Source organism: Streptomyces sp. CB02959, assembly GCF_002803155.1.
In the GTDB taxonomy this organism is placed as follows: Bacteria; Actinomycetota; Actinomycetes; order Streptomycetales; family Streptomycetaceae; genus Streptomyces.
Genome location: NZ_NNBP01000002.1, coordinates 485,655 through 502,425, shown reverse-complemented (window position 1 = coordinate 502,425; position 16,771 = coordinate 485,655). Strand labels below are relative to the sequence as shown.

18 protein-coding genes are annotated in these 16,771 nt (G+C 73.3%); 9 read left to right on the top strand and 9 right to left on the bottom strand.

What is annotated here, in order from left to right:
- Window positions 1–57: 57 nt before the first annotated feature.
- Window positions 58–1,191, bottom strand: coding sequence for a site-2 protease family protein (locus CG747_RS05470; protein WP_100600449.1), 1,134 nt, complete (start codon window positions 1,189–1,191; stop codon window positions 58–60).
- 314 nt (window positions 1,192–1,505) lie between these two features.
- Between CG747_RS05470 and CG747_RS05465 the strand changes: the two genes are divergently transcribed.
- Window positions 1,506–1,793, top strand: coding sequence for a hypothetical protein (locus CG747_RS05465; RefSeq protein ID WP_100600448.1), 288 nt, complete (start codon window positions 1,506–1,508; stop codon window positions 1,791–1,793).
- Window positions 1,794–1,983: 190 nt separating this feature from the next.
- Here CG747_RS05465 and CG747_RS05460 read toward each other — a convergent pair whose 3' ends face one another.
- From CG747_RS05460 to CG747_RS47075, 3 genes are all read right to left on the bottom strand, one after another.
- Window positions 1,984–2,427, bottom strand: coding sequence for an SRPBCC family protein (locus CG747_RS05460; RefSeq protein ID WP_100600447.1), 444 nt, complete (start codon window positions 2,425–2,427; stop codon window positions 1,984–1,986).
- A gap of 154 nt (window positions 2,428–2,581) precedes the next feature.
- Complete coding sequence (locus CG747_RS05455) at window positions 2,582–3,751, bottom strand: PP2C family protein-serine/threonine phosphatase (RefSeq protein WP_100600446.1); 1,170 nt, start codon at window positions 3,749–3,751, stop codon at window positions 2,582–2,584.
- Window positions 3,752–4,011: 260 nt separating this feature from the next.
- Entirely contained in the window at window positions 4,012–4,293 is a 282-nt protein-coding gene (locus CG747_RS47075) for a hypothetical protein (protein WP_180985403.1), read from the bottom strand.
- On the opposite strand from CG747_RS47075, the gene CG747_RS50915 reads away from it, so the two are divergent.
- The 3 genes from CG747_RS50915 to CG747_RS50660 all read left to right on the top strand — a co-directional run bounded on the left by CG747_RS50915 (window position 4,250) and on the right by CG747_RS50660 (window position 6,982).
- A complete protein-coding gene (locus tag CG747_RS50915) occupies window positions 4,250–4,705 on the top strand; it encodes a hypothetical protein (RefSeq protein ID WP_374701743.1) in 456 nt (151 codons plus the stop codon). The two genes, CG747_RS47075 and CG747_RS50915, sit on opposite strands and share 44 nt — an antisense overlap.
- Before the next feature lie 42 nt (window positions 4,706–4,747).
- Window positions 4,748–5,488 carry a TetR/AcrR family transcriptional regulator gene (locus CG747_RS05445; RefSeq protein ID WP_100600445.1) on the top strand — a complete coding sequence of 247 codons (741 nt, stop codon included), beginning with the start codon at window positions 4,748–4,750 and terminating at the stop codon, window positions 5,486–5,488.
- A gap of 204 nt (window positions 5,489–5,692) precedes the next feature.
- On the top strand, window positions 5,693–6,982 hold the full coding sequence (locus tag CG747_RS50660) for a cytochrome P450 (RefSeq protein ID WP_100600444.1): 1,290 nt from the start codon (window positions 5,693–5,695) through the stop codon (window positions 6,980–6,982).
- A 137-nt stretch (window positions 6,983–7,119) separates the two neighbouring features.
- Here the strand turns inward: CG747_RS50660 and CG747_RS05435 are convergent, their stop codons facing one another.
- On the bottom strand, window positions 7,120–10,392 hold the full coding sequence (locus CG747_RS05435) for a CHAT domain-containing protein (protein ID WP_100600443.1): 3,273 nt from the start codon (window positions 10,390–10,392) through the stop codon (window positions 7,120–7,122).
- Window positions 10,393–10,521: 129 nt separating this feature from the next.
- Here CG747_RS05435 and CG747_RS05430 point away from each other — a divergent pair, with 129 nt between their 5' ends.
- Both CG747_RS05430 and CG747_RS05425 read left to right on the top strand, forming a co-directional pair.
- The gene (locus tag CG747_RS05430; protein ID WP_100600442.1) at window positions 10,522–10,893 is read left to right on the top strand and encodes a hypothetical protein; all 372 of its coding nucleotides are present in this window, start codon (window positions 10,522–10,524) and stop codon (window positions 10,891–10,893) included.
- Between the two features lie 20 nt (window positions 10,894–10,913).
- On the top strand, window positions 10,914–11,129 hold the full coding sequence (locus tag CG747_RS05425) for a hypothetical protein (RefSeq protein WP_100600441.1): 216 nt from the start codon (window positions 10,914–10,916) through the stop codon (window positions 11,127–11,129).
- A gap of 521 nt (window positions 11,130–11,650) precedes the next feature.
- Here CG747_RS05425 and CG747_RS05420 read toward each other — a convergent pair.
- The 4 genes from CG747_RS05420 to CG747_RS05405 form a co-directional block, all read right to left on the bottom strand.
- The gene (locus CG747_RS05420) at window positions 11,651–12,535 is read right to left on the bottom strand and encodes an ABC transporter permease (protein WP_100600440.1); all 885 of its coding nucleotides are present in this window, start codon (window positions 12,533–12,535) and stop codon (window positions 11,651–11,653) included.
- Window positions 12,532–13,443, bottom strand: coding sequence for an ABC transporter ATP-binding protein (locus tag CG747_RS05415; protein WP_100600439.1), 912 nt, complete (start codon window positions 13,441–13,443; stop codon window positions 12,532–12,534). The genes CG747_RS05420 and CG747_RS05415 overlap by 4 nt, the downstream gene beginning before the upstream one ends.
- Before the next feature lie 136 nt (window positions 13,444–13,579).
- Window positions 13,580–14,014, bottom strand: a complete 435-nt coding sequence (locus CG747_RS05410) for a MerR family transcriptional regulator (protein ID WP_100600438.1) — start codon at window positions 14,012–14,014, stop codon at window positions 13,580–13,582.
- A 60-nt stretch (window positions 14,015–14,074) separates the two neighbouring features.
- On the bottom strand, window positions 14,075–14,641 hold the full coding sequence (locus CG747_RS05405) for a nitroreductase family deazaflavin-dependent oxidoreductase (protein ID WP_100600437.1): 567 nt from the start codon (window positions 14,639–14,641) through the stop codon (window positions 14,075–14,077).
- A 112-nt stretch (window positions 14,642–14,753) separates the two neighbouring features.
- Between CG747_RS05405 and CG747_RS05400 the strand changes: the two genes are divergently transcribed.
- The 3 genes from CG747_RS05400 (at window position 14,754) to CG747_RS05390 (ending at window position 16,762) form a co-directional block, all read left to right on the top strand.
- On the top strand, window positions 14,754–15,299 hold the full coding sequence (locus CG747_RS05400; protein ID WP_100600436.1) for a GNAT family N-acetyltransferase: 546 nt from the start codon (window positions 14,754–14,756) through the stop codon (window positions 15,297–15,299).
- Window positions 15,300–15,414: 115 nt separating this feature from the next.
- Window positions 15,415–15,939: a MepB family protein gene (locus CG747_RS05395; RefSeq protein ID WP_100600435.1), complete on the top strand. Its 525-nt coding sequence runs from the start codon at window positions 15,415–15,417 to the stop codon at window positions 15,937–15,939.
- A 193-nt stretch (window positions 15,940–16,132) separates the two neighbouring features.
- Entirely contained in the window at window positions 16,133–16,762 is a 630-nt protein-coding gene (locus tag CG747_RS05390; protein ID WP_100600434.1) for a TetR/AcrR family transcriptional regulator, read from the top strand.
- Window positions 16,763–16,771 lie beyond the last annotated feature (9 nt).

The following is a 16,771-nucleotide window of genomic DNA, read 5'->3' as shown; positions in this document are numbered from 1 at the left end:
TTGCGCTCGCTCCCCCGCCGGGTCCGCCGCGACGTCTCCCGCCCCGGGCCCACGGGCTCACCCGGCCCCCGCCCGACCGCTCAACGTGTGCCGCTGCATCAGCCGGGAGACGTCCTTGGCGGTGATGATCCCCACCAGATGCCCCGCGTCCACGACCAGGATCCGCATCCCGGTCCGCAGGGACGGCTTCTCCAACGCCTCGGTCAGCAGCTCGTCCGGCGCCGCCACCGCGCACTGGGACAGCGGTGTCGCCACGTCCCGCACACGGAGCTCCGCCCGCTGCGCGAGCGGTATCGCCGCGAGCCTGCGGAGCTGCACGACGCCGCTCGGCCGACCCTCGAAGTCCAACAGCGGGACGGCGGAGTGCCCGGTGTGCACCGCCACCTCGTCGATGAAGCGCTGGACGGTCAGCCAGTCCGCGCCGGTCACCACGGGACTGGACATGGCGTCGGCCGCCCGCACCCCGCGCAGCGCCGTCTGCAGCGTCGCGCGCCGCCGCTCCGCCCCGGCGACGACCATGATGAACAGTCCGATGAACCCCAGCCACAGCCCGCCCGGCGACCCGCGCAGTACGGAGATCCAGCCGACGGCCACCAGCAGTGCGCCCATCACCTGCCCGCCCCGGGACGCCACCAGGTCCGCGCGGTCCCGGTCCCCGGTGCGCCACCACAGGAGCGCCTGCACCACCCGGCCGCCGTCCAGGGGGACGGCCGGCAGCAGGTTGAACACGCCCAGGAACACGTTGGCCCAGCCCAACCACACCAGGACCACCGAGGGCACCGCCCACAGCGACAGCGCGTTCAACCCGAATCCGGCCCCCAGCGCGACACCCCCGATGAGCAGGCTGGTCAGCGGACCGCTGACGGCGACCGCGAAGGCCGCGGCCGCGGTCTGCGGCCGCCCCATCCGCGTCATCCCGCCCAGCGCCCACAGGGTCACGTCCTCGACGGAGATCTGCTTGCGCCGCGCGATCGCGGCGTGCGCCGTCTCGTGCAGCAGCAGGCTGCCGGTGAGCAGCGCGGCGCCGACGACCCCGGCCAGGGCGTAGACGACGGCGGAGCGCCCCGGGACGATGACGGGCAGCGTCTGCCGCCCGAGGCCGTACGCGAACAGCACCACCAGCAGCGGCACGCTCCAGTGCATGCGGAGCGGCACCCCGACCACTTGTCCGATCCGGACCGAGCCGTTCATCAGCGTCTCCCGCCGTCCCGGGCGGTGGTTCCTCCGGGCGGGGCCTCCCGCCCCGCACTCCGCGGACCACCCGGCACCGTATTCACCCCAATTGTCACTCGCTACGGCCTGTCGCTCGCCCCGCCGTCCCCGCCGGCTGCCGCACCCGCCGGCCCCGGCCCGCCCTCGGCACGGCCGTGCCCGCACCCGCCTTCCGCCCTGCTGCCCTTGCGGCCTGTCTGTCGGCCCGCCGAACTAACCTGGAAGTGCTGACGCCATCGGGTGCGGACGCCACCACGCAAGGCGCACCGCCCCGGACACGGGAGGCGAGGGCCATGGGACGCAGCCACCACTTCCACCTCGATCAGGGCGGCCACTCGATCACCGTGAACATCGGCCCGGGACGGGACGGCGAGATAGAACTCCTGGTCAACGGCAAGGTCGTCGCCTACCAGAAGGAGCACGGCACCGGTCTGAACCTCCTCACCGGCGAACTCCCCGACGACCCCACCCGGCTCTTCCGGGTCCGCATCCGCGAGCCACGGCTCGTCCCCACGGCGCCCCGCTGCACGTTGGAACTGGACGGCGTGGAACGCCCGATGCCCGAACGCCACCTCGCCTGAGCCCCCGTCTCACCATCGAAGCGACAGTCGCGGCCGCACCGCCGCCCCCGCGGCCGCCCGTCACCCCGCCCTTCCCCCATCAGTGACAGGCCCGAGGCCGACTCACCGACTCGTCGCCTTCTTCCCCGCACCCGGCCTAGCCGTCCCCCTCCTCACCCTGCTGCGCTCTCCCACGCGGTGGTCTTGGTGGTTACTTGGTGGTCTTGCGCTCCGCTTCCACCAGCTCCTTGAACTGCTGGAGATCGCTGCGGACACCACGCTCGATCGCGACCGCCTGCGCGAATCCCTGCGGCCCGCCGAAGGTCTCCTTGATCGTGCCCGGGTCGTACTCGAACCGGGCCTGGAGCCGGGTGTGCCCCCGGTCGATGGACAGCAGCGAGAACGTCCCCGCCAGATCGGGGCCGCTCGTGGTCTGCCACGTCATCACGTTCTCCATCTCCCGGTCGACGATCTCGACCTGGAACTCCTGCGCCCGGCCACCCGCGTCGATGTCCAGGTGCGCCCGCCGCTCGCCTGCCGACCGGGCTTCCCGGACGCCGTTCAGGAACCGGGGATACGCCTCCGCACGATGGAGGCAGGCCCAGGCGTCTTCGAGGGGAACGCTGATGTCGATGTGTTCTTCGAGAGTGCTCATCGGACACCTCACACCTTCCTGCACGCCCCCCGCTACGTCTCCAGGGTCCTCCGCCCGGCGGCCGGAAGCGACCCGAGTGCCCCGGCCCTCCCCACCCCCGCCCGGCGTCGGCCGGGGAAGCGCCGACCGGTGGACGGGAGCGTGCCGACCGTAGCTATGCGGGCTCGGGAGCCTGGTCGCACGGTGCGATCGCGAGGATCGCCACGTCGTCGTGGAGGACCCGGGTGTGGCGGGGCAGGTCGGTGTTGAGGAAGTCGATGACGTCGGCCGGTCCGGGTGCGGGACGGCCCCCGAACCGTTGGCGGAGCCGGTCCAGCAGCGGATAGAACGCGCCCGTGTGATCGCGGGCCTCGATCAGTCCGTCCGTGCAGAGCAGCAGCACGTCACCCTGGGCGAAGCGGTGCGTGTACGAGACCGGGCGTTCGGCGGCCAGCGCCCCCAGCCCCAGCGGAAGCGCGGGCGGGCCGGTGAGGGCGGTCACCTCTCCGCCCGAGATCAGCACCGGCTCGATGTGCCCGTGGTTGATGATCGTCACCTGATGGGCCCCGGCGTCGTACTCGATCAGGACCGCGGTCGCGAACAGCTCGTCGTCGGGGATCTCCGCCGCCTCGTGGGCCAGCCGCCGTTCCATCCGGGAGGCCACCGCCAGCAGGTCCCCGGGATCGTAGACCGCCTCGCGGAAGCTGCCGAGGATGTCGGCGACGGTACGGACCGCCTGCAGCCCCTTTCCCCGGACGTCGCCGATGATGGCCCGCTCACCGGCCTGCGTGGCACGGATGTCGTAGAGGTCGCCGCCCACCATGGTGCCGATCTCGCCCGACCGGTAGAGACCGGCCGCCAGTACCCCGCCGACCCGGTGCGGCACCGGTCGCAGCAGGGTCCGCATCAGCGCCTCGGCCACCGAGTTGACGCGTACCAGGTGCCGCTGCTGACGCTGCCGGTACCCGGCCAGCGCCACGCCCATGATCCCCACGACGATGGTGGAGATGTACGTCGCGACGTAGTGGTTTCCCCATAACTGATGGATGTTGTGGCCCGTGCAGCACGGGGTGCCCGCGAGCACGCCCTCCAGGACGACGGCGAAGGCGGTGACGACGGCGACGCCGAGCGGGCCGTGGGTGAAGGCGGCGAGCACCGGCACGGCGATCAGCAGGGAACTCACCGCCCACAGGGTGGGCGTGACGAACTCCAGCAGCAGCACGAGCAGGACGTAGAGTCCGGGCAGCCAGCGCATCCACGGGGGGACCGTCGGCACTTCGAAGCCGTTGCTGTCGACGAGTCCGGAGAGCCGCGGGCCCGGGTGGCCCTGGTTCGACGACCTCACGGCGGCGGCTCCCGCCGTGCCGCCGGGACCGGACCCACCAGCGCCGTCACCCTCGTCCTCAGCGTCACCGCTCAACGACCCACTCACGCGACCTGTTCACACGGACTCCCGCCACGGACTCCTGTCACGACCGTTCCCGAGGCCCACAGCCTGACGCGCCCGGACAGCCAACCCGACGATTACGCCGTCGGCGGCATGTCACCCACCGTCGCCGCGGCGCCACGCCGCACTCCCCCCGGCCTCGGTACCCGCGGCCCGCGCTACTCCTCCACGGCTCCGCCGACGCGCCGGAGGTGCTGCCGGAACGTGTACGCCGGATCGGTGGCGCGGCGCGCGAGGAAGTCGTCGAAGGCGGTCTGCCGGCGCAGGGTCTCGCCGGCGCGGATCCGGCGGGCCTGCTCGCGTTCGGTCTCCCAGATGGCGCGTGCCGTCTCCAGTACCTCCTCGGCACGGTCCGCGGCGACGAACAGCACCCCGTCGTCGTCGCCGAAGACCTTCCTGGAGGCGTTCACCGACGCCGAGCCGGGCGACGTCCTGGTCATCGACAACGCGGGCCGCCAGGACGAGGCGTGCGTCGGCGACCTGCTGGCCCTCGAAGCGCAGGCCGCGGGGCTGGCCGTAGTGGCGAGCCGGCAGCGCCCGCCCGGCGACCCGGTGGCCGGGAACCACCGCACCGATCCCGGGCGGGGCGGCGCGCAGCGGCGCGCCGAGCCGGACACAGGCGTCGGCCACCAGGGGCGTGGACAGCTCGGCGAAGGACTTGAGCATGGTGTTCTCCTCGATTCGGTCCCGTCGCCGCCTCTGAGCGGTCGGCGCGGGGGCGGCGAACGATGCCATGCTGCCCGGCCGTTCCGGGCTCGGACAAGCGGCTTGCCAACTACCGCTCCACCGCCCGCGAGTGGCCGGAATCCGCCTTATCGGGCGACCGCGCCCTCCCTACCTTTGACCACGTGACCAGATTTGAAATCTGGTCACGCACGGGGAAGGAGAGGGTCCGTGGAGCGAGCCGAACGCGGTGAGCGCATCCTGGAGGCCGCCGGGGAGCTCCTGGTCGCCTGGGGGTACCGGCGGGTGACGATCGACGAGATAGCCCGCCGGGCCAAGGTCGGCAAGGGGACGGTCTATCTGCACTGGAAGACCAAGGACTCCCTGCTGCTGGCCGTCGTGCTGGTGGCCAAAGCACGAAGCCAGCGACGGCAGTTGGAGCGGATGCGGGCCGATCCGCGGGAAATCCTGCCGAGCCGGATGATGCGCGGTTACTACCAGGACTTCCTGGAGGAGCCGGTACTGCGCGCCCTCTACACCGACGACGTCGACATCCTCGGCCGGCTCAACGACGCCGCCAAGAAGGAATTCGCCGAACTGATCGCGTTCAACGACGAGGTGATACGGCGCTACCTCGAAGTACTGCGGGAGCACGGTCTGGTGCGTACCGACGTCGACGTACTGCACCAGCGCTACATTCTGCTGTCCACGGCCACCGGATTCTTCATGGCCGAGGCGATGTTGGACGACCGTGCGCCGGACACTCCGGGCGTGCGCGCCGAACTCCTCGCCGAGACGATCCGCAGCGCGTTGGAAAGCACCGCGGAGGCATTCCCCGCAGCTGATGCCGGGCCGCCCCGGGGAAAGACCGTGGACGAGGCGCTGGCGGCCGCCGCGCTCGAAATCCTCCCGCTGTACGCGCAGGTGGAGGAACACAGCGCCCGGGAGCTGCGCCGGCACCTGCGGGACTGACGTCCCGCGCGGCCCGCACCCGACCACGGCCCACCGCGACTTCGGCACGGCTCCGCCGCGGCTCCCTTTCGGCTTCTTCTCGACGCCCTTTCGATGTCCGTTCGGCGCCCTTTCGACGTCCCTTCGGCCCCCTTTCGGCCCCCTTTCGGCCCCCTGTCCGACGTCGTTCCAGGCTCATTTCACCGCACCTCACAGGAGAGAGACATGACCGAATTAGCGGACTCCCCCTTCAGCGAGCACGTCGGCAAACACCCCGGCGAGCCGAACGTGATGGAACCGGCCCTGCTCACCGATCCGTTCACCGGCTACGGCGAACTGCGCGAACAGGGCCCGGTGGTACGCGGCCGGTTCGCGGACGACACCCCCGTGTGGTTCATCACCCGTTTCGAGGAAGCCCGCGAGGTGCTGCGCGACCACCGGTTCGCCAATGCCCCCGCCTTCGCGGCGGGAGGCGGAAACGGTGACACGCCCTCCGACCGGCTGATGGAAATCATGGGCCTGCCCGAGCACTACCGGGTGTACCTCGCCAACACCATCCTCACCATGGACGCCCCCGACCACACCCGGATCCGGCGACTGGTCTCCCGGGCCTTCACCGCCCGTAAGATCACCGATCTGCGGCCCCGGGTGGAGGACATCGCGGACGATCTGCTGAGGCGGTTGCCCGAGCACGCCGAGGACGGCGTCGTCGACCTCATCAAGCACTTTGCCTATCCGCTGCCCATAACGGTCATCTGCGAACTGGTGGGAATTCCGGAGGAAGGCCGGCTGCAGTGGCGGGATTGGGGGTCCGTGTTCGTCTCTTTGCAACCGGATCGGCTCCGCGAAGCGTTCCCGGCGATGATCGAGCACATTCACGCGCTGATCCGCGAACGGCGCGCGGCGCTCACCGACGATCTGCTCAGCGAACTGATCCGGGTCCACGACGACGACGGCGGCCGGCTCAGCGACGTCGAAATGGTCACGATGGTCCTGACCCTCGTTCTCGCCGGTCATGAGACCACCGCCCATCTCATCGGCAACGGCACCGCCGCGCTCCTCACCCACCCCGACCAGCTGCGCCTGCTGAAATCCGATCCGGAGCTGCTCCCGCGCGCCGTGCACGAGCTGATGCGCTGGTGCGGACCGGTGCAGATGACGCAGTTGCGGTACGCCACCGAGGACGTCGAGGTGGCCGGGGTGCAGATCAAGCAGGGCGAAGCGGTGCTGGCCATGCTGGTCGCGGCGAACCACGACCCCCGCCACTTCGCCGACCCCGCCCGGCTCGACCTCACCCGCCAGCCGGCGGGCCGGGCCGAGAACCACGTCGGTTTCGGCCACGGCATGCACTACTGCCTGGGCGCCAGCCTGGCCCGCCAGGAGGGCGAGGTCGCCTTCGGGAACCTGTTCGCGCACTACCCGGACGTGTCGCTGGCGGTGGAACCGGACGCCCTCCAGCGGGTCCCGCTGCCGGGCAACTGGCGGCTGGCCGCACTGCCGGTCCGGCTGCACTGAGCGGGGCCCCCGGACCCGGGCGGTGCCGCACGCCGACGGGGCACCGCCCGTGGTGCGGGGCGCCACCCGGTTCGGCTGCCGGGTCGCCGGCCGCCGGCTCCGGGACCGCCAGGACCGCGTCCCGCCTCCCTGCCGTCCTACGGCCCGATGTGGACATGCCCCGCCCACCGGCTCGGTAGCAGGGGCGCGCTCGCCCGGAGGGCGCGTACGGCCTGGTGCAGGGCGTGCGCGGGGGTGGGGTGGGGGCTGGTGTGGAAGAGCCGGGCGGTCTCGGCGGCGGTGGTGTCCTCGACGGGCCAGAGGGTCGCCACGACCTGGCCGAAGCCGGCGAGGTGGAAGGCGCCGCCGATATGGACGGACTCGTCGGGGAGGCGGCCGGAGCGGGCGGTGGCGCAGGCCGAGAGGTAGCAGAACTCGCCGCGGGTGAGGCGGAGCCGGGAGATCTCGGACACGGTCAGCGGCTGGTCGTCGAGGATGAGGTGGCTGCCGTAGGGGCTGGTCGGGTCGGCGACCGCGTGGCAGGCGAAGTGGGTGTGGGTGCTCGCGGGCAGGGCCGCCAACAGCCGGGCGCGGGTGGCCTCCTCACCGGTGAGCAGGACGGTGCCCGGCCCGTAGTGGTCGGCGGCGGCGCGGGCCTCGGCGAGGGCGCCGGCCAAGGGGGCGAAGCCGGGCGTGCGGGGCATCGCCACCACCAGGGGCGCGGGCGGGCGGGGCCGCGGGCCGCGGCGGGCGGCCGTGCGGACGGCCGCGGCGAGGGCGGCGACGGTCGGGGTGTAGGAGGGCACCACCCGGTCGAGGAGGGAGCGGGCCGCGTCGGGGTCGGTGTGGTGGCCGGCGGCGTGCAGCGGGAGTTGGGCCAGCGGGCCGGTGGCGGAGAGCCAGATGCGGGGTGGGTGGGGAGCGGTTGCGGTGGTGGCCGGGGTGGCGTTGAGGGCGGTGGTGTGGGAGAGGTGGGTGAGGACGGGGGCCGCCGTGGTGTCCCAGAGCCATTCCAGGGTTTCGCGGAGGTACGCCTGGGCCGTGAGGCGGTCCACGAGTGCGGTGCCCGCGGTCTCGGCGGTGCGCAGCGCCTCGGCGAACCGCGCGGCACGGCTCTCCGCCTCGGCGTACGAGAGGTCGGGCAGTGGTACGGCGGCCACTCCCCCGCTGGTGAGGATCAGCGCGTCGCAGCGCAGCGGGCTGGTGTTGACCGTCACCACCGGGCCACCGGTGGCCGCCGGGCGAAGGGCGGCCAGCCGCGGCGGTCTGAGGAAGCCGTCCAGGCCGGGCAGCCGGCGGGCCTCGGCGACCACCGCGTCCCACTGTTCGGCCAGTTGGTGACGGCGGTCGCCCGGGTCCGCGCCGGGCGGTGCGGTGGCCAGGGCGGTACGCAGTTCCGCCAGCCGGTCCGCGAGGGCCGGGGCGGCGTCCCGGAGCGCCTCCTCCTCGCCGCGGAGTCCGAGCGTACGGGTGAGCAGGATGCCGCGGCCCTGTTCGAGGAGTTCCAGGGCTCGCGCGGGGGCGTCGGGGCCGCCCGCCCGAAGGACCGCGGCCGCGGCGTCGGCGGCCAGTCCCCGGCCGTGCCGGGCCAGTTGGGTCTCCGATTCGCTGCCGTGCAGCTGGTGGGGCACCGCCCGGGGCAGCAGCGTGACGGCGCGGGCGTATGCCGCGGCGGCCTCCCGGTGGCGGCCGGTGGCGGCCGCCAGCTCCGCCAGCGCGCGGTGCAGGCGGATCAGCTCGCCGGGCGGTCCGGTGGCGGTCCTGGCGGCGGCGTCGGCGAAGGCGTACGCCTCCCGGAGGAGTTTGGGTTCCGGCTCGTCGCCCGCGGTGTGCCGTTGGCGTTCCAGCAGGGCCGCGGAGAGGTGGGAGAGCATGGCCGAGCGGAAGACGTGGCCGGGGCGGGCGGTCTCGATGGCCTCGCGCAGCAGGGAGATCGCCTCGTCGAGGGCGTCCGGGCCGGCTTCCCGGCGGGCCCGTTCACGCAGGGTGCGGGCGAGGTTGTTGAGGTAGCCGGGCCGTTGCGGGTCGTCGGGGGCGCTCACCGCCACCGCTTCGCGGTGGACGGCGATCGCCTCGCGCAGCGGGGACGGTTCCGGGCGGTGTGGTCCGCCGGGTGCGGGACCGGCCTCCTCCGGGAAGTCGGCGCACAGGTCGTAGAGCGCGTTGCCCAGGTGGCTGAGGACGGTCGCGAGTTCGGTGGGGTTGCCGCCGCGGGTCCGCCGGTCGTCGGCCGCCTGCCGGTACCGCGTGACGGCGTCGTGGAGCACGCTCGCCAGTCCGGTGCGCCGGTACTGGGCGTGCAACACCTCGGCGTGTTCGACCAGCACGCCGTCGCGGCCGGGTGCGGGAGGCGGATGCCCTTCGCGGCGGACCAGTTGCACCGCCTCGTCCAACGCGGCCCCGTCCCCGGTGACCCGGTGGCGTTTGACCAGCAGACCGGCCAGCCGGGCCCGGTGGGACACCGCGTCCGGGGCCCCGGCGGGGGCGGCCCGTACCGCGCCGCGGCTGGCGTCGATCGCCGCGTTGAGGTCGGCCGGGGCGCCGCTGACGTCGTACCGCAGCGACAGGTGCAGGCTGAACTCGTCGAGTCGTGACGGCAGCCACTCGCTGTCCGGCGGGGTGTGCCGCAGCGCTTCGCGGCCGTAGTCGACCGCCTCGTCGATGTCCCGGCGGTCGCTGGTGTGCCGGTAGTGGTCGCCGACCACCCGGGCGTGGTTGGCGACGGCGTCGGCCCAGCGTGCCCCGCCCGCCGGGATGAGCAGCAGCAGTTCCCGGCCGAGCCGGACCGCGTCGGCCAGGGTGGCGGCGTCGCCGGTGGCGCGGTAGCTCATCTGGAGGGTGACGGCGAGCAGGCGCAGGGTCCGGACCCGGTCCGGTATGTGCCGGGGCGTCATGTCGAGGAAGGGGCGCAGGGCCCGCGCGTCCCGGTGCGGTCGGCCGCCGCGCGGATCGAGTCCGCGGACCGCCGCGACGAAGTCCTCGGACAGCTCCTCGCGCAGCCTGAGTCCGGAGAGCACCCGGCGGCGCACCTCCCGCGGCACCCGGGGGCCGCCCAGCCGGCGCCCGGACCGCACCGCCTCCAGCACGGCGGCGGCCTCCGGCGGCACCGCGTCCGGCTCCCTGGCGTAGACGCAGGACAGCGGTTGCAGGGACGCCTCCCATTCGGCCTGGTGGGCGCCTTCGGGGCCGGCGACGTGCTGGAGCCAGCGGGCCATGCCGACGGCGTGCAACGCGGCGAGGTCCGGCCATCGGGCGTCGTCCATGCTGATCACCAGCCGGGAGACCGCTCCCTGTCGTTCCAGCGCCCGCAGGGGGGCGAGGTCGCCGGTGTCGCGGACGGCGGCGATGGCCTGCCGTGCCGCGACGAGCAGCCCGTCCCGTGAACCGTCCCGTGAGGGATCCCGCGCCGGATCCCGTGAAAGCTCTCGCATCGCGCCCCCGTTGGCCCGAGAATGAGGTGTCCGGTTCTCACCCCTGTGGTCCCGTAGGGGTTCCTTCCCCGTACGGTCCCGACGGCCTCTTCAGGCAGGACAGCATAAGCCCGACCGGAAGGTCAGCCCATGGCATCGACATCACTCGCGGACGGCCGCGACGACCCGGACATGACCGCCCTCTGCTCCCAACTCGCCGCGCTGAGCCGGGCGGTGCACGGCACCCCGCTGGCGGCCGAGCTCGCGGACGGTCTGCTCGCGGTGCGCGACGGGGCGCCCGCCGCGGCGCTGCTGGCGCGGCTGGGCATCGCGCCGGCCGGGCAGGACCGCGACGCCTGGGGCGGCGCGGCCACCGTCGCGGGGCTGGGTTCCGGCCACAGCCACGGTGAGCAGTACGCCTGCCCGGCGGGCCGCTGCGGGCGCACGGTGATCCGGGAACCAGGCGGTGAGCGGCCGCGCTGCCTGGTGCTCGGCTCGGACATGCGGCTGCTGGTGGACTGACCGATGGGCCGCGTCCGGTGATGCCGGTCCCGGGTGATCTGGGCGGTCAGCTCGCCCAGCGGTGGGTCGGCCGACTCGCCCTGCCCGGGCTGCTGCTGGCCGCCACCGCGCTGGTCGGGGCGGCGCTCGGGCAGCGGCATCCGTTCGACCACGCCCGCCTGCTGTACCGCGTCGCCCGCTGTGCGACGTCGTTCGCGGCCCGGCCGCCGTCGGCAGCATGTCCTGCAGCGTCATGATCCGCAGGTAGCTGTTGACGTCGACCAGCGGGTGGAGCACGAGGAGGTCCTCGCCGGGCAGGGCGACCACGCAGCCGTGCGGAGTCGCCACATCGACCAACTCCTCGGCCCGCAGGAGTTGGGTGGCGGTCCAGGCTCCGCCCTTGACTTGGTAGACGGGCCCCCGTCCCGGCTGAAACACCGTCACTTCGCGCGGCTCACGGCGGAGGTTGTGCAGTCCCACCGACCACAGCTCGGCCGGATCGGCACCCCAGCCGTGCATCTGACCGGTCCGCAGGAAGTACGTCCCCGCGGGCGCCCGTGCCCCCAGGACGGCCAGGAATCCGCCGCCGAGCTCCCGGACGACCTGATCCCCCCGGTCCGGGAGCTGGTCCGCTCGTCGCAACCGCGGGATCAGCAGCGGCCGTACCGCTTCGGGGCCGCCGGCGTGCCGGGGCTCGCGGCGGGGCGCCGGCCGGGCGGGGCTTGCGGCGGAAGAGGCCCATGCCCGGAGGCTACCCGCGGCCGGGCCGCCCGGCGCCTCACACGTCGCGCCGCCTCACGACGGTGACCGTGACGACGGTGGAGAGCAGCGCCCAGGCGGCCAGCGCCAGCCAGGACCCGGTGACCGTGGCCGGATAACCGCCCAGTGGGGCGGTGGAGTTCGGGTTGTGCGTCAGTCGGGCCAGGGCGCTGAGCGGCAGGCAGTTGCCGATCTCCTTCAGGAACCGGTAGTGGTCGCCGCCGAACAGCAGGGGCAGGAGGAACAGCAGCGCGACGACGCCGACGAGGGAGGCGGTGGGATGCCGCAGCACTGCGCCGAACGCCATGCCGATGAGCGCGCAGACCGGGACGACCAGCGCGTAGGCGAGGACCGCCCGCAGACAGCCCGGGTCGTGGAGCGAGAGGCCGACGTGGCGGGAGGCCAGCATGGCGTTGGTGGTGAAGAACGACGCCGTGGAGACCACCGCGCCCAGCACGAGGGTGAGCGCGGTGACCACGGTCACCCTGGCCAGGATCACCGCGCGGCGGTCGGGGACCGCCGCGAAGGTGCCGCGGATCGTGCCCGTCGCGTAGGCGCCGAAGACCGTCAGGGCGCCGAAGCTGGCCGTGGCCAGCGCCATCAGGTCGGCGGCGATCGCGTTGAGCCCGTGGAAGAGCGGGTCGTAGACGTACGGCGGGAAGCCGGGGACGGCGGGGTGCGGCCGGTCGATGTAGGGGAGGTCGCTGTGGACGGCGTTGATGTTGACGGCGAGGGCGGCGAGGGCGCTGAGGGCCAGCAGCCAGGGGGTCGAACGGAGCGAGCGCACGGTGAGCCACTCGGCGGCGAGCAGATCGGTGAACCGCGGTGCCGGGTCCTCCCGGTGCGCGAGACGGGCGGTGACCGGGGGCGGCACCGGGGTGCCGGCCATCGGGGTGCTGGTCATCGGAGCCCTCCGGTGAGGTGGTCGGCGTGGCCGGCGGTGAGGGACAGGAACACCGACTCCAGGGACGTGGTGCGCGGGGTGAGGGTGTGCAGCACGATGCGGTGGCGGTGGGCGAGTTCGCCGATCCGGGCCGCGGTCAGGCCGGTGACCTCGGCCTCCTCGGCGCTCTCCGGCCGTACCGCGGCGCCGTCGGCGGTGAGCACGGCCGCCAGCCCGGTCAGCCCGGGGGTGCGCACGGTCACCCGCGGCGCGGAGTCGCGGGCGGCGAACTCGGCCATGGCCTGGTCGGCGAGCAGCCGGCCCTGCCCGATGACGATGAGGTGGTCGGCGGTGTGCTGCATCTCGGCCATCATGTGACTGGAGACGAAGACCGTACGGCCCTCGGCCGCCAGGCGGCGGAAGAAGCCGCGCACCCAGCGCACCCCTTCGGGGTCCAGGCCGTTCAGCGGCTCGTCGAAGAGGAGGACTGGCGGGTCGCCGAGGAGCGCCGCGGCGATGCCGAGGCGCTGTTTCATCCCGAGGGAGAAGCCCCCTGTCCGGCGGTCGGCGGCCGAGGTCAGCCCGACCTCGTCGAGGACCTCGTCCACCCGGCCGGGCGGGATGCGCTGGGTGCGGGCGAGGATCGCGAGGTGGGCCCGGGCGGTGCGGCCGCCGTGCACGTCCTGGGCGTCCAACAGGGCACCGACGTGACGGAGTCCGCGCGGGCGGGCGGCGAACGGGACGCCGCCGACGGTGACGGAGCCGCTGGTGGGGGCGTTCAGCCCGAGGATCATGCGCAGGGTGGTGGACTTGCCGGCGCCGTTCGGGCCGAGGAACCCCGTCACGCGGCCCGGTGCCACGGTGAAGGTCAGGGCGTCGACGGCGGTGGCGCCGCGGTATCGCTTGGTCAGTCGGGTCGCTTCGATCACGCCTCAACGGTGCCCGGCGCGGCGGGTAACCGGCGTCACCCTCTGGTCTGCACTTGCCGGGCCCGGTCGGTAGCTCCTTCGTATGGTGGTGGCTCCCAGGTATGACGTCCGCGGGGCGCCGGTCTCGGCCGCGGCCTCAGGCCGCCGCGGGCTCGGCCGCGGACGCGGCATGCGGGGCGACCGCGCGGGCCGGCCGCACGGGCCGGGCCGGTTGCCCGCGCAGGTCGGACAGCCGGTCCAGGAGCTGGTCGCGGACGGCCGCCAGGTCGTCGATGCGGCCCTGGAGCAGGGCGAGCCGCTGCTCGAAGACCTCGATCTTGGGTGTGGGGTCGGCGCAGGTGTGCGGTCCGGTCAGTTCGTCGCGCAGACAGCCGTCGAGCAACCGCAGATCGTCGGTCGTCAGGCCGGCGGCCAGCAGCAGCCGGATGTTCGCCACGACCCGCACGGCGCTCTCCCCGTAGCTGCGGTAGCCGTTGGCGGACCGCTCGGGGCGGAGCAGCCCCTGCTCCTCGTAGTAGCGAAGCGCCCGGGTGGTGACGCCGGTGGTACGGGCGAGTTCCCCGATGCGCATGGTGCTTCCTCCTGGTGGCTGCCGTCGGGGGGAGCGTAGACCTTGCCGTGGACGTGAAGGTCAAGCCGGTTCGCCGAGCGGGGTGAGGACGACCACCGGGATGCGCCGCCCGGCGCGGTCCTGGAAGGCGGCGAACTGCGGGTCGGCCGCGACCTGTTGGTCCCAGAGGCGGTCCCGGGTCGGCCCGGTGGCCTCCGTGGCGCGGGCCCGGAAGACGCGGGCGCCGACCTCCACGGTGACCTCGGGGTGGGCGGTCAGATTGTGGTACCAGGCCGGTGGGGTGGCCGTGCCCCCGTTGGAGGGGAAGACGGCGAGCCGGCCGTCGGCGTCGGCCAGGTAGCAGGCGGGCGTGGTGCGCGGCAGCCCGGACCGGGCTCCCGTGGTGGTCAGCAGGAGCAACGCCTGCCCGGCGAGCGGACCGCCGACCGCACCCCCGTTGGCGCGGAACTCCTCGATGACGCGGCGGTTGAACTCGTTTCCGCCCAGGTTGTGTTGGCTGCCGTGGTCGCCCTTCGGGGCGTCCGGCGCGGGGTGGTTGCCGTCCACGGCAGGGGAACAGGGCGCGTTGGCCGCGATGGGCGCGATGGGCGCGATGGGCGCGATGGGCGCGACAGGCGAGGTATCCATGAGCACCACCCTCGACCTTCACGCCGGGGTGAAGGTCAAGTCGCCCCGGCAGGCCCGGCCGCTCCCCCGTAATTGGCTGGCGGAGGCGGCCCGGCCTGTTGAACATCACCCCATGGAGACGTACCTGACGACCGCCCGCCTGGCCCTCCGGCCGTTCACCGACACCGAGGCCGACCTCGATCTGGTGGTGGAACTCGACAGCGACCCGCAGGTGATGCGGTACATCACCGGCGGCCGTCCGACGACCCGGGACGAGATCCGGGCCGAGTCCTTCGCACGGATGCTGCCGGGCGGCTTCTGGGCCACGCATCTGCGCGCCACCGGCGAGTTCCTCGGCTGGCACTGCCTCCGACCGCACGGCGACGGCCCGGCACGCTCGGCCGAGCTGGGATACCGCCTGCGCAAGGCCGCCTGGGGCCGAGGGTTCGCCACCGAAGGCTCCCTGGCGCTCATCGGGAAGGGCTTCGGCGAGCTGGGCTACGAGCGGATCACCGCGAACACCATGTACGTCAACGCGGGCTCCCGCCGCGTGATGGAGAAGAGCGGACTCTCCTACGTCCGCACCTACTTCGACGAGTGGCCCTACCGGGTGGAGGGCGACGAGCACGGCGATGTGGAGTACGCGCTGACCCGTGAGGAGTGGCAGGCGCGCCGGTAAGGGGCCGGTCCGCTACGGCTCGGCCGTGCCCGGGGCGGCTCCGAGCCGCGCCGCCTTGCGTCACGGGACGGGTGGGGGCCGACGCGGCGCGCGGTCGCGATGGCAGGATGGCGGCATGGTGACGAATCAGCCGTGGGCGGGGCTCCACGGCGACCTCCTGGTGGCGAAGGCGTCGGTGTACGACCCGATCGGTTTCGCCTGCTCAGTGCCGGTGCCCGAACCGGAGGGCGCCGCGTACGCGGCTTGCGGGTTCACACTCGACGACCGGTCGGTCCGGTTCCGCGTGGCCAAGACCACCCCCACGAAGGTGGGCCAGTTCGTCACCGTGTGGCAGCGGTCCGAGGAGGGGCCGATTCGGCCGTTCGACGCCGACGACGGTGTGGACCTCTTCGTCATCGGCAGCCGCGACGACGACGGCTTCGGGCAGTTCGTGTTCCCGCGCGAGGTGCTGTGCGAGCGCGGCATCGTCTCCCGTGGCGGATCCGGTGGGAAGCGCGGATTCCGCGTCTATCCGCCGTGGGTGACCACGACCAACCGGCAGGCCCGCAGCACCCAGGCCTGGCAGGTGCACTACTTCTTCGACCTCGGCCACGACGGGCCCGCCGACCTGACGCGCGCACGCGCCCTCTACGGCTCGTAGCCGCCCGGCCGCCACCCGCGGTGCGGCATCCGGCGTCGTGCCGCGACATACAGCGGCATACGGCGGGCAAGGGGGACGCGAACCCACAGGCGGTACATGCCGTATCGGATACGAATACGTATCGCATACGGTGCTGTACCGTGAGCGCAGTCACGTCGGCGTGTCAATGTGTCAATGCCTGTGGAGGGACGCGTTGCCCAAGGGACCGACCAAGCGCCGGCCGCAGACCACCGCCCGACTGCTCGACGCGGCGCGGGAGACCTTCGCCGACCGCGGCTTCCACGGCGCCTCCATCGAGGAGATCTGCGACCGCGCGGGCCTCACCCGCGGGGCGTTCTACTCCAACTACCGGACCAAGGAAGAGCTGTTCTTCGCGCTCTTCGACCTGCACGCCCGGCGCGTCGTCGAGCGGCTGACCGCGGCGGTCGACGAGATGCAGGACACCGAGGACCCGCTGCGCACGCTGATCGCCCGCACCAGCACGCCGGACGAGGCCGAGCGCCGCTGGTACCTGCTCTCGACGGAGTTCACGCTCCACGCCATCCGGCACCCCGAGACGGCCCGCACCCTCGCCGAGCACGACCGCCGCCTCCGCACGGAGATCGCCCGGCTGCTGGCCGTCCTCTTCGACCGGCTGGGACGACGCCCCACCGTCGACCTGGACTCCCTCGCCCGCCTGGTCACCGCCGTCCACGAGGGCTCCCTCGCGCAGAGCCTGGTCGAACCGGACCACCTCCCCCCGGACGAGCTGCCCGGCACCTATCTCCCGCTGGTGATCCACGCCGTTTCCCGGGCCCGCCGCACCCGCCGCACGGACTCCTGAGCCCCGACA

What these genes read in the sequence shown, in the direction of transcription:
- CG747_RS05420 (WP_100600440.1), bottom strand. Translation starts at nt 12,535, where the DNA reads ATGACCAGCACCCCGATGGCCGGCACCCCGGTGCCGCCCCCGGTCACC.
- CG747_RS05430 (WP_100600442.1), top strand. Translation starts at nt 10,522, where the DNA reads ATGGCATCGACATCACTCGCGGACGGCCGCGACGACCCGGACATGACC.
- CG747_RS47075 (WP_180985403.1), bottom strand. Translation starts at nt 4,293, where the DNA reads ATGACCAGGACGTCGCCCGGCTCGGCGTCGGTGAACGCCTCCAGGAAG.
- CG747_RS05410 (WP_100600438.1), bottom strand. Translation starts at nt 14,014, where the DNA reads ATGCGCATCGGGGAACTCGCCCGTACCACCGGCGTCACCACCCGGGCG.
- CG747_RS05425 (WP_100600441.1), top strand. Translation starts at nt 10,914, where the DNA reads ATGCCGGTCCCGGGTGATCTGGGCGGTCAGCTCGCCCAGCGGTGGGTC.
- CG747_RS05405 (WP_100600437.1), bottom strand. Translation starts at nt 14,641, where the DNA reads ATGGATACCTCGCCTGTCGCGCCCATCGCGCCCATCGCGCCCATCGCG.
- CG747_RS05395 (WP_100600435.1), top strand. Translation starts at nt 15,415, where the DNA reads ATGGTGACGAATCAGCCGTGGGCGGGGCTCCACGGCGACCTCCTGGTG.
- CG747_RS05465 (WP_100600448.1), top strand. Translation starts at nt 1,506, where the DNA reads ATGGGACGCAGCCACCACTTCCACCTCGATCAGGGCGGCCACTCGATC.
- CG747_RS05470 (WP_100600449.1), bottom strand. Translation starts at nt 1,191, where the DNA reads ATGAACGGCTCGGTCCGGATCGGACAAGTGGTCGGGGTGCCGCTCCGC.
- CG747_RS05435 (WP_100600443.1), bottom strand. Translation starts at nt 10,392, where the DNA reads ATGCGAGAGCTTTCACGGGATCCGGCGCGGGATCCCTCACGGGACGGT.
- CG747_RS50660 (WP_100600444.1), top strand. Translation starts at nt 5,693, where the DNA reads ATGACCGAATTAGCGGACTCCCCCTTCAGCGAGCACGTCGGCAAACAC.
- CG747_RS05460 (WP_100600447.1), bottom strand. Translation starts at nt 2,427, where the DNA reads ATGAGCACTCTCGAAGAACACATCGACATCAGCGTTCCCCTCGAAGAC.
- CG747_RS05400 (WP_100600436.1), top strand. Translation starts at nt 14,754, where the DNA reads ATGGAGACGTACCTGACGACCGCCCGCCTGGCCCTCCGGCCGTTCACC.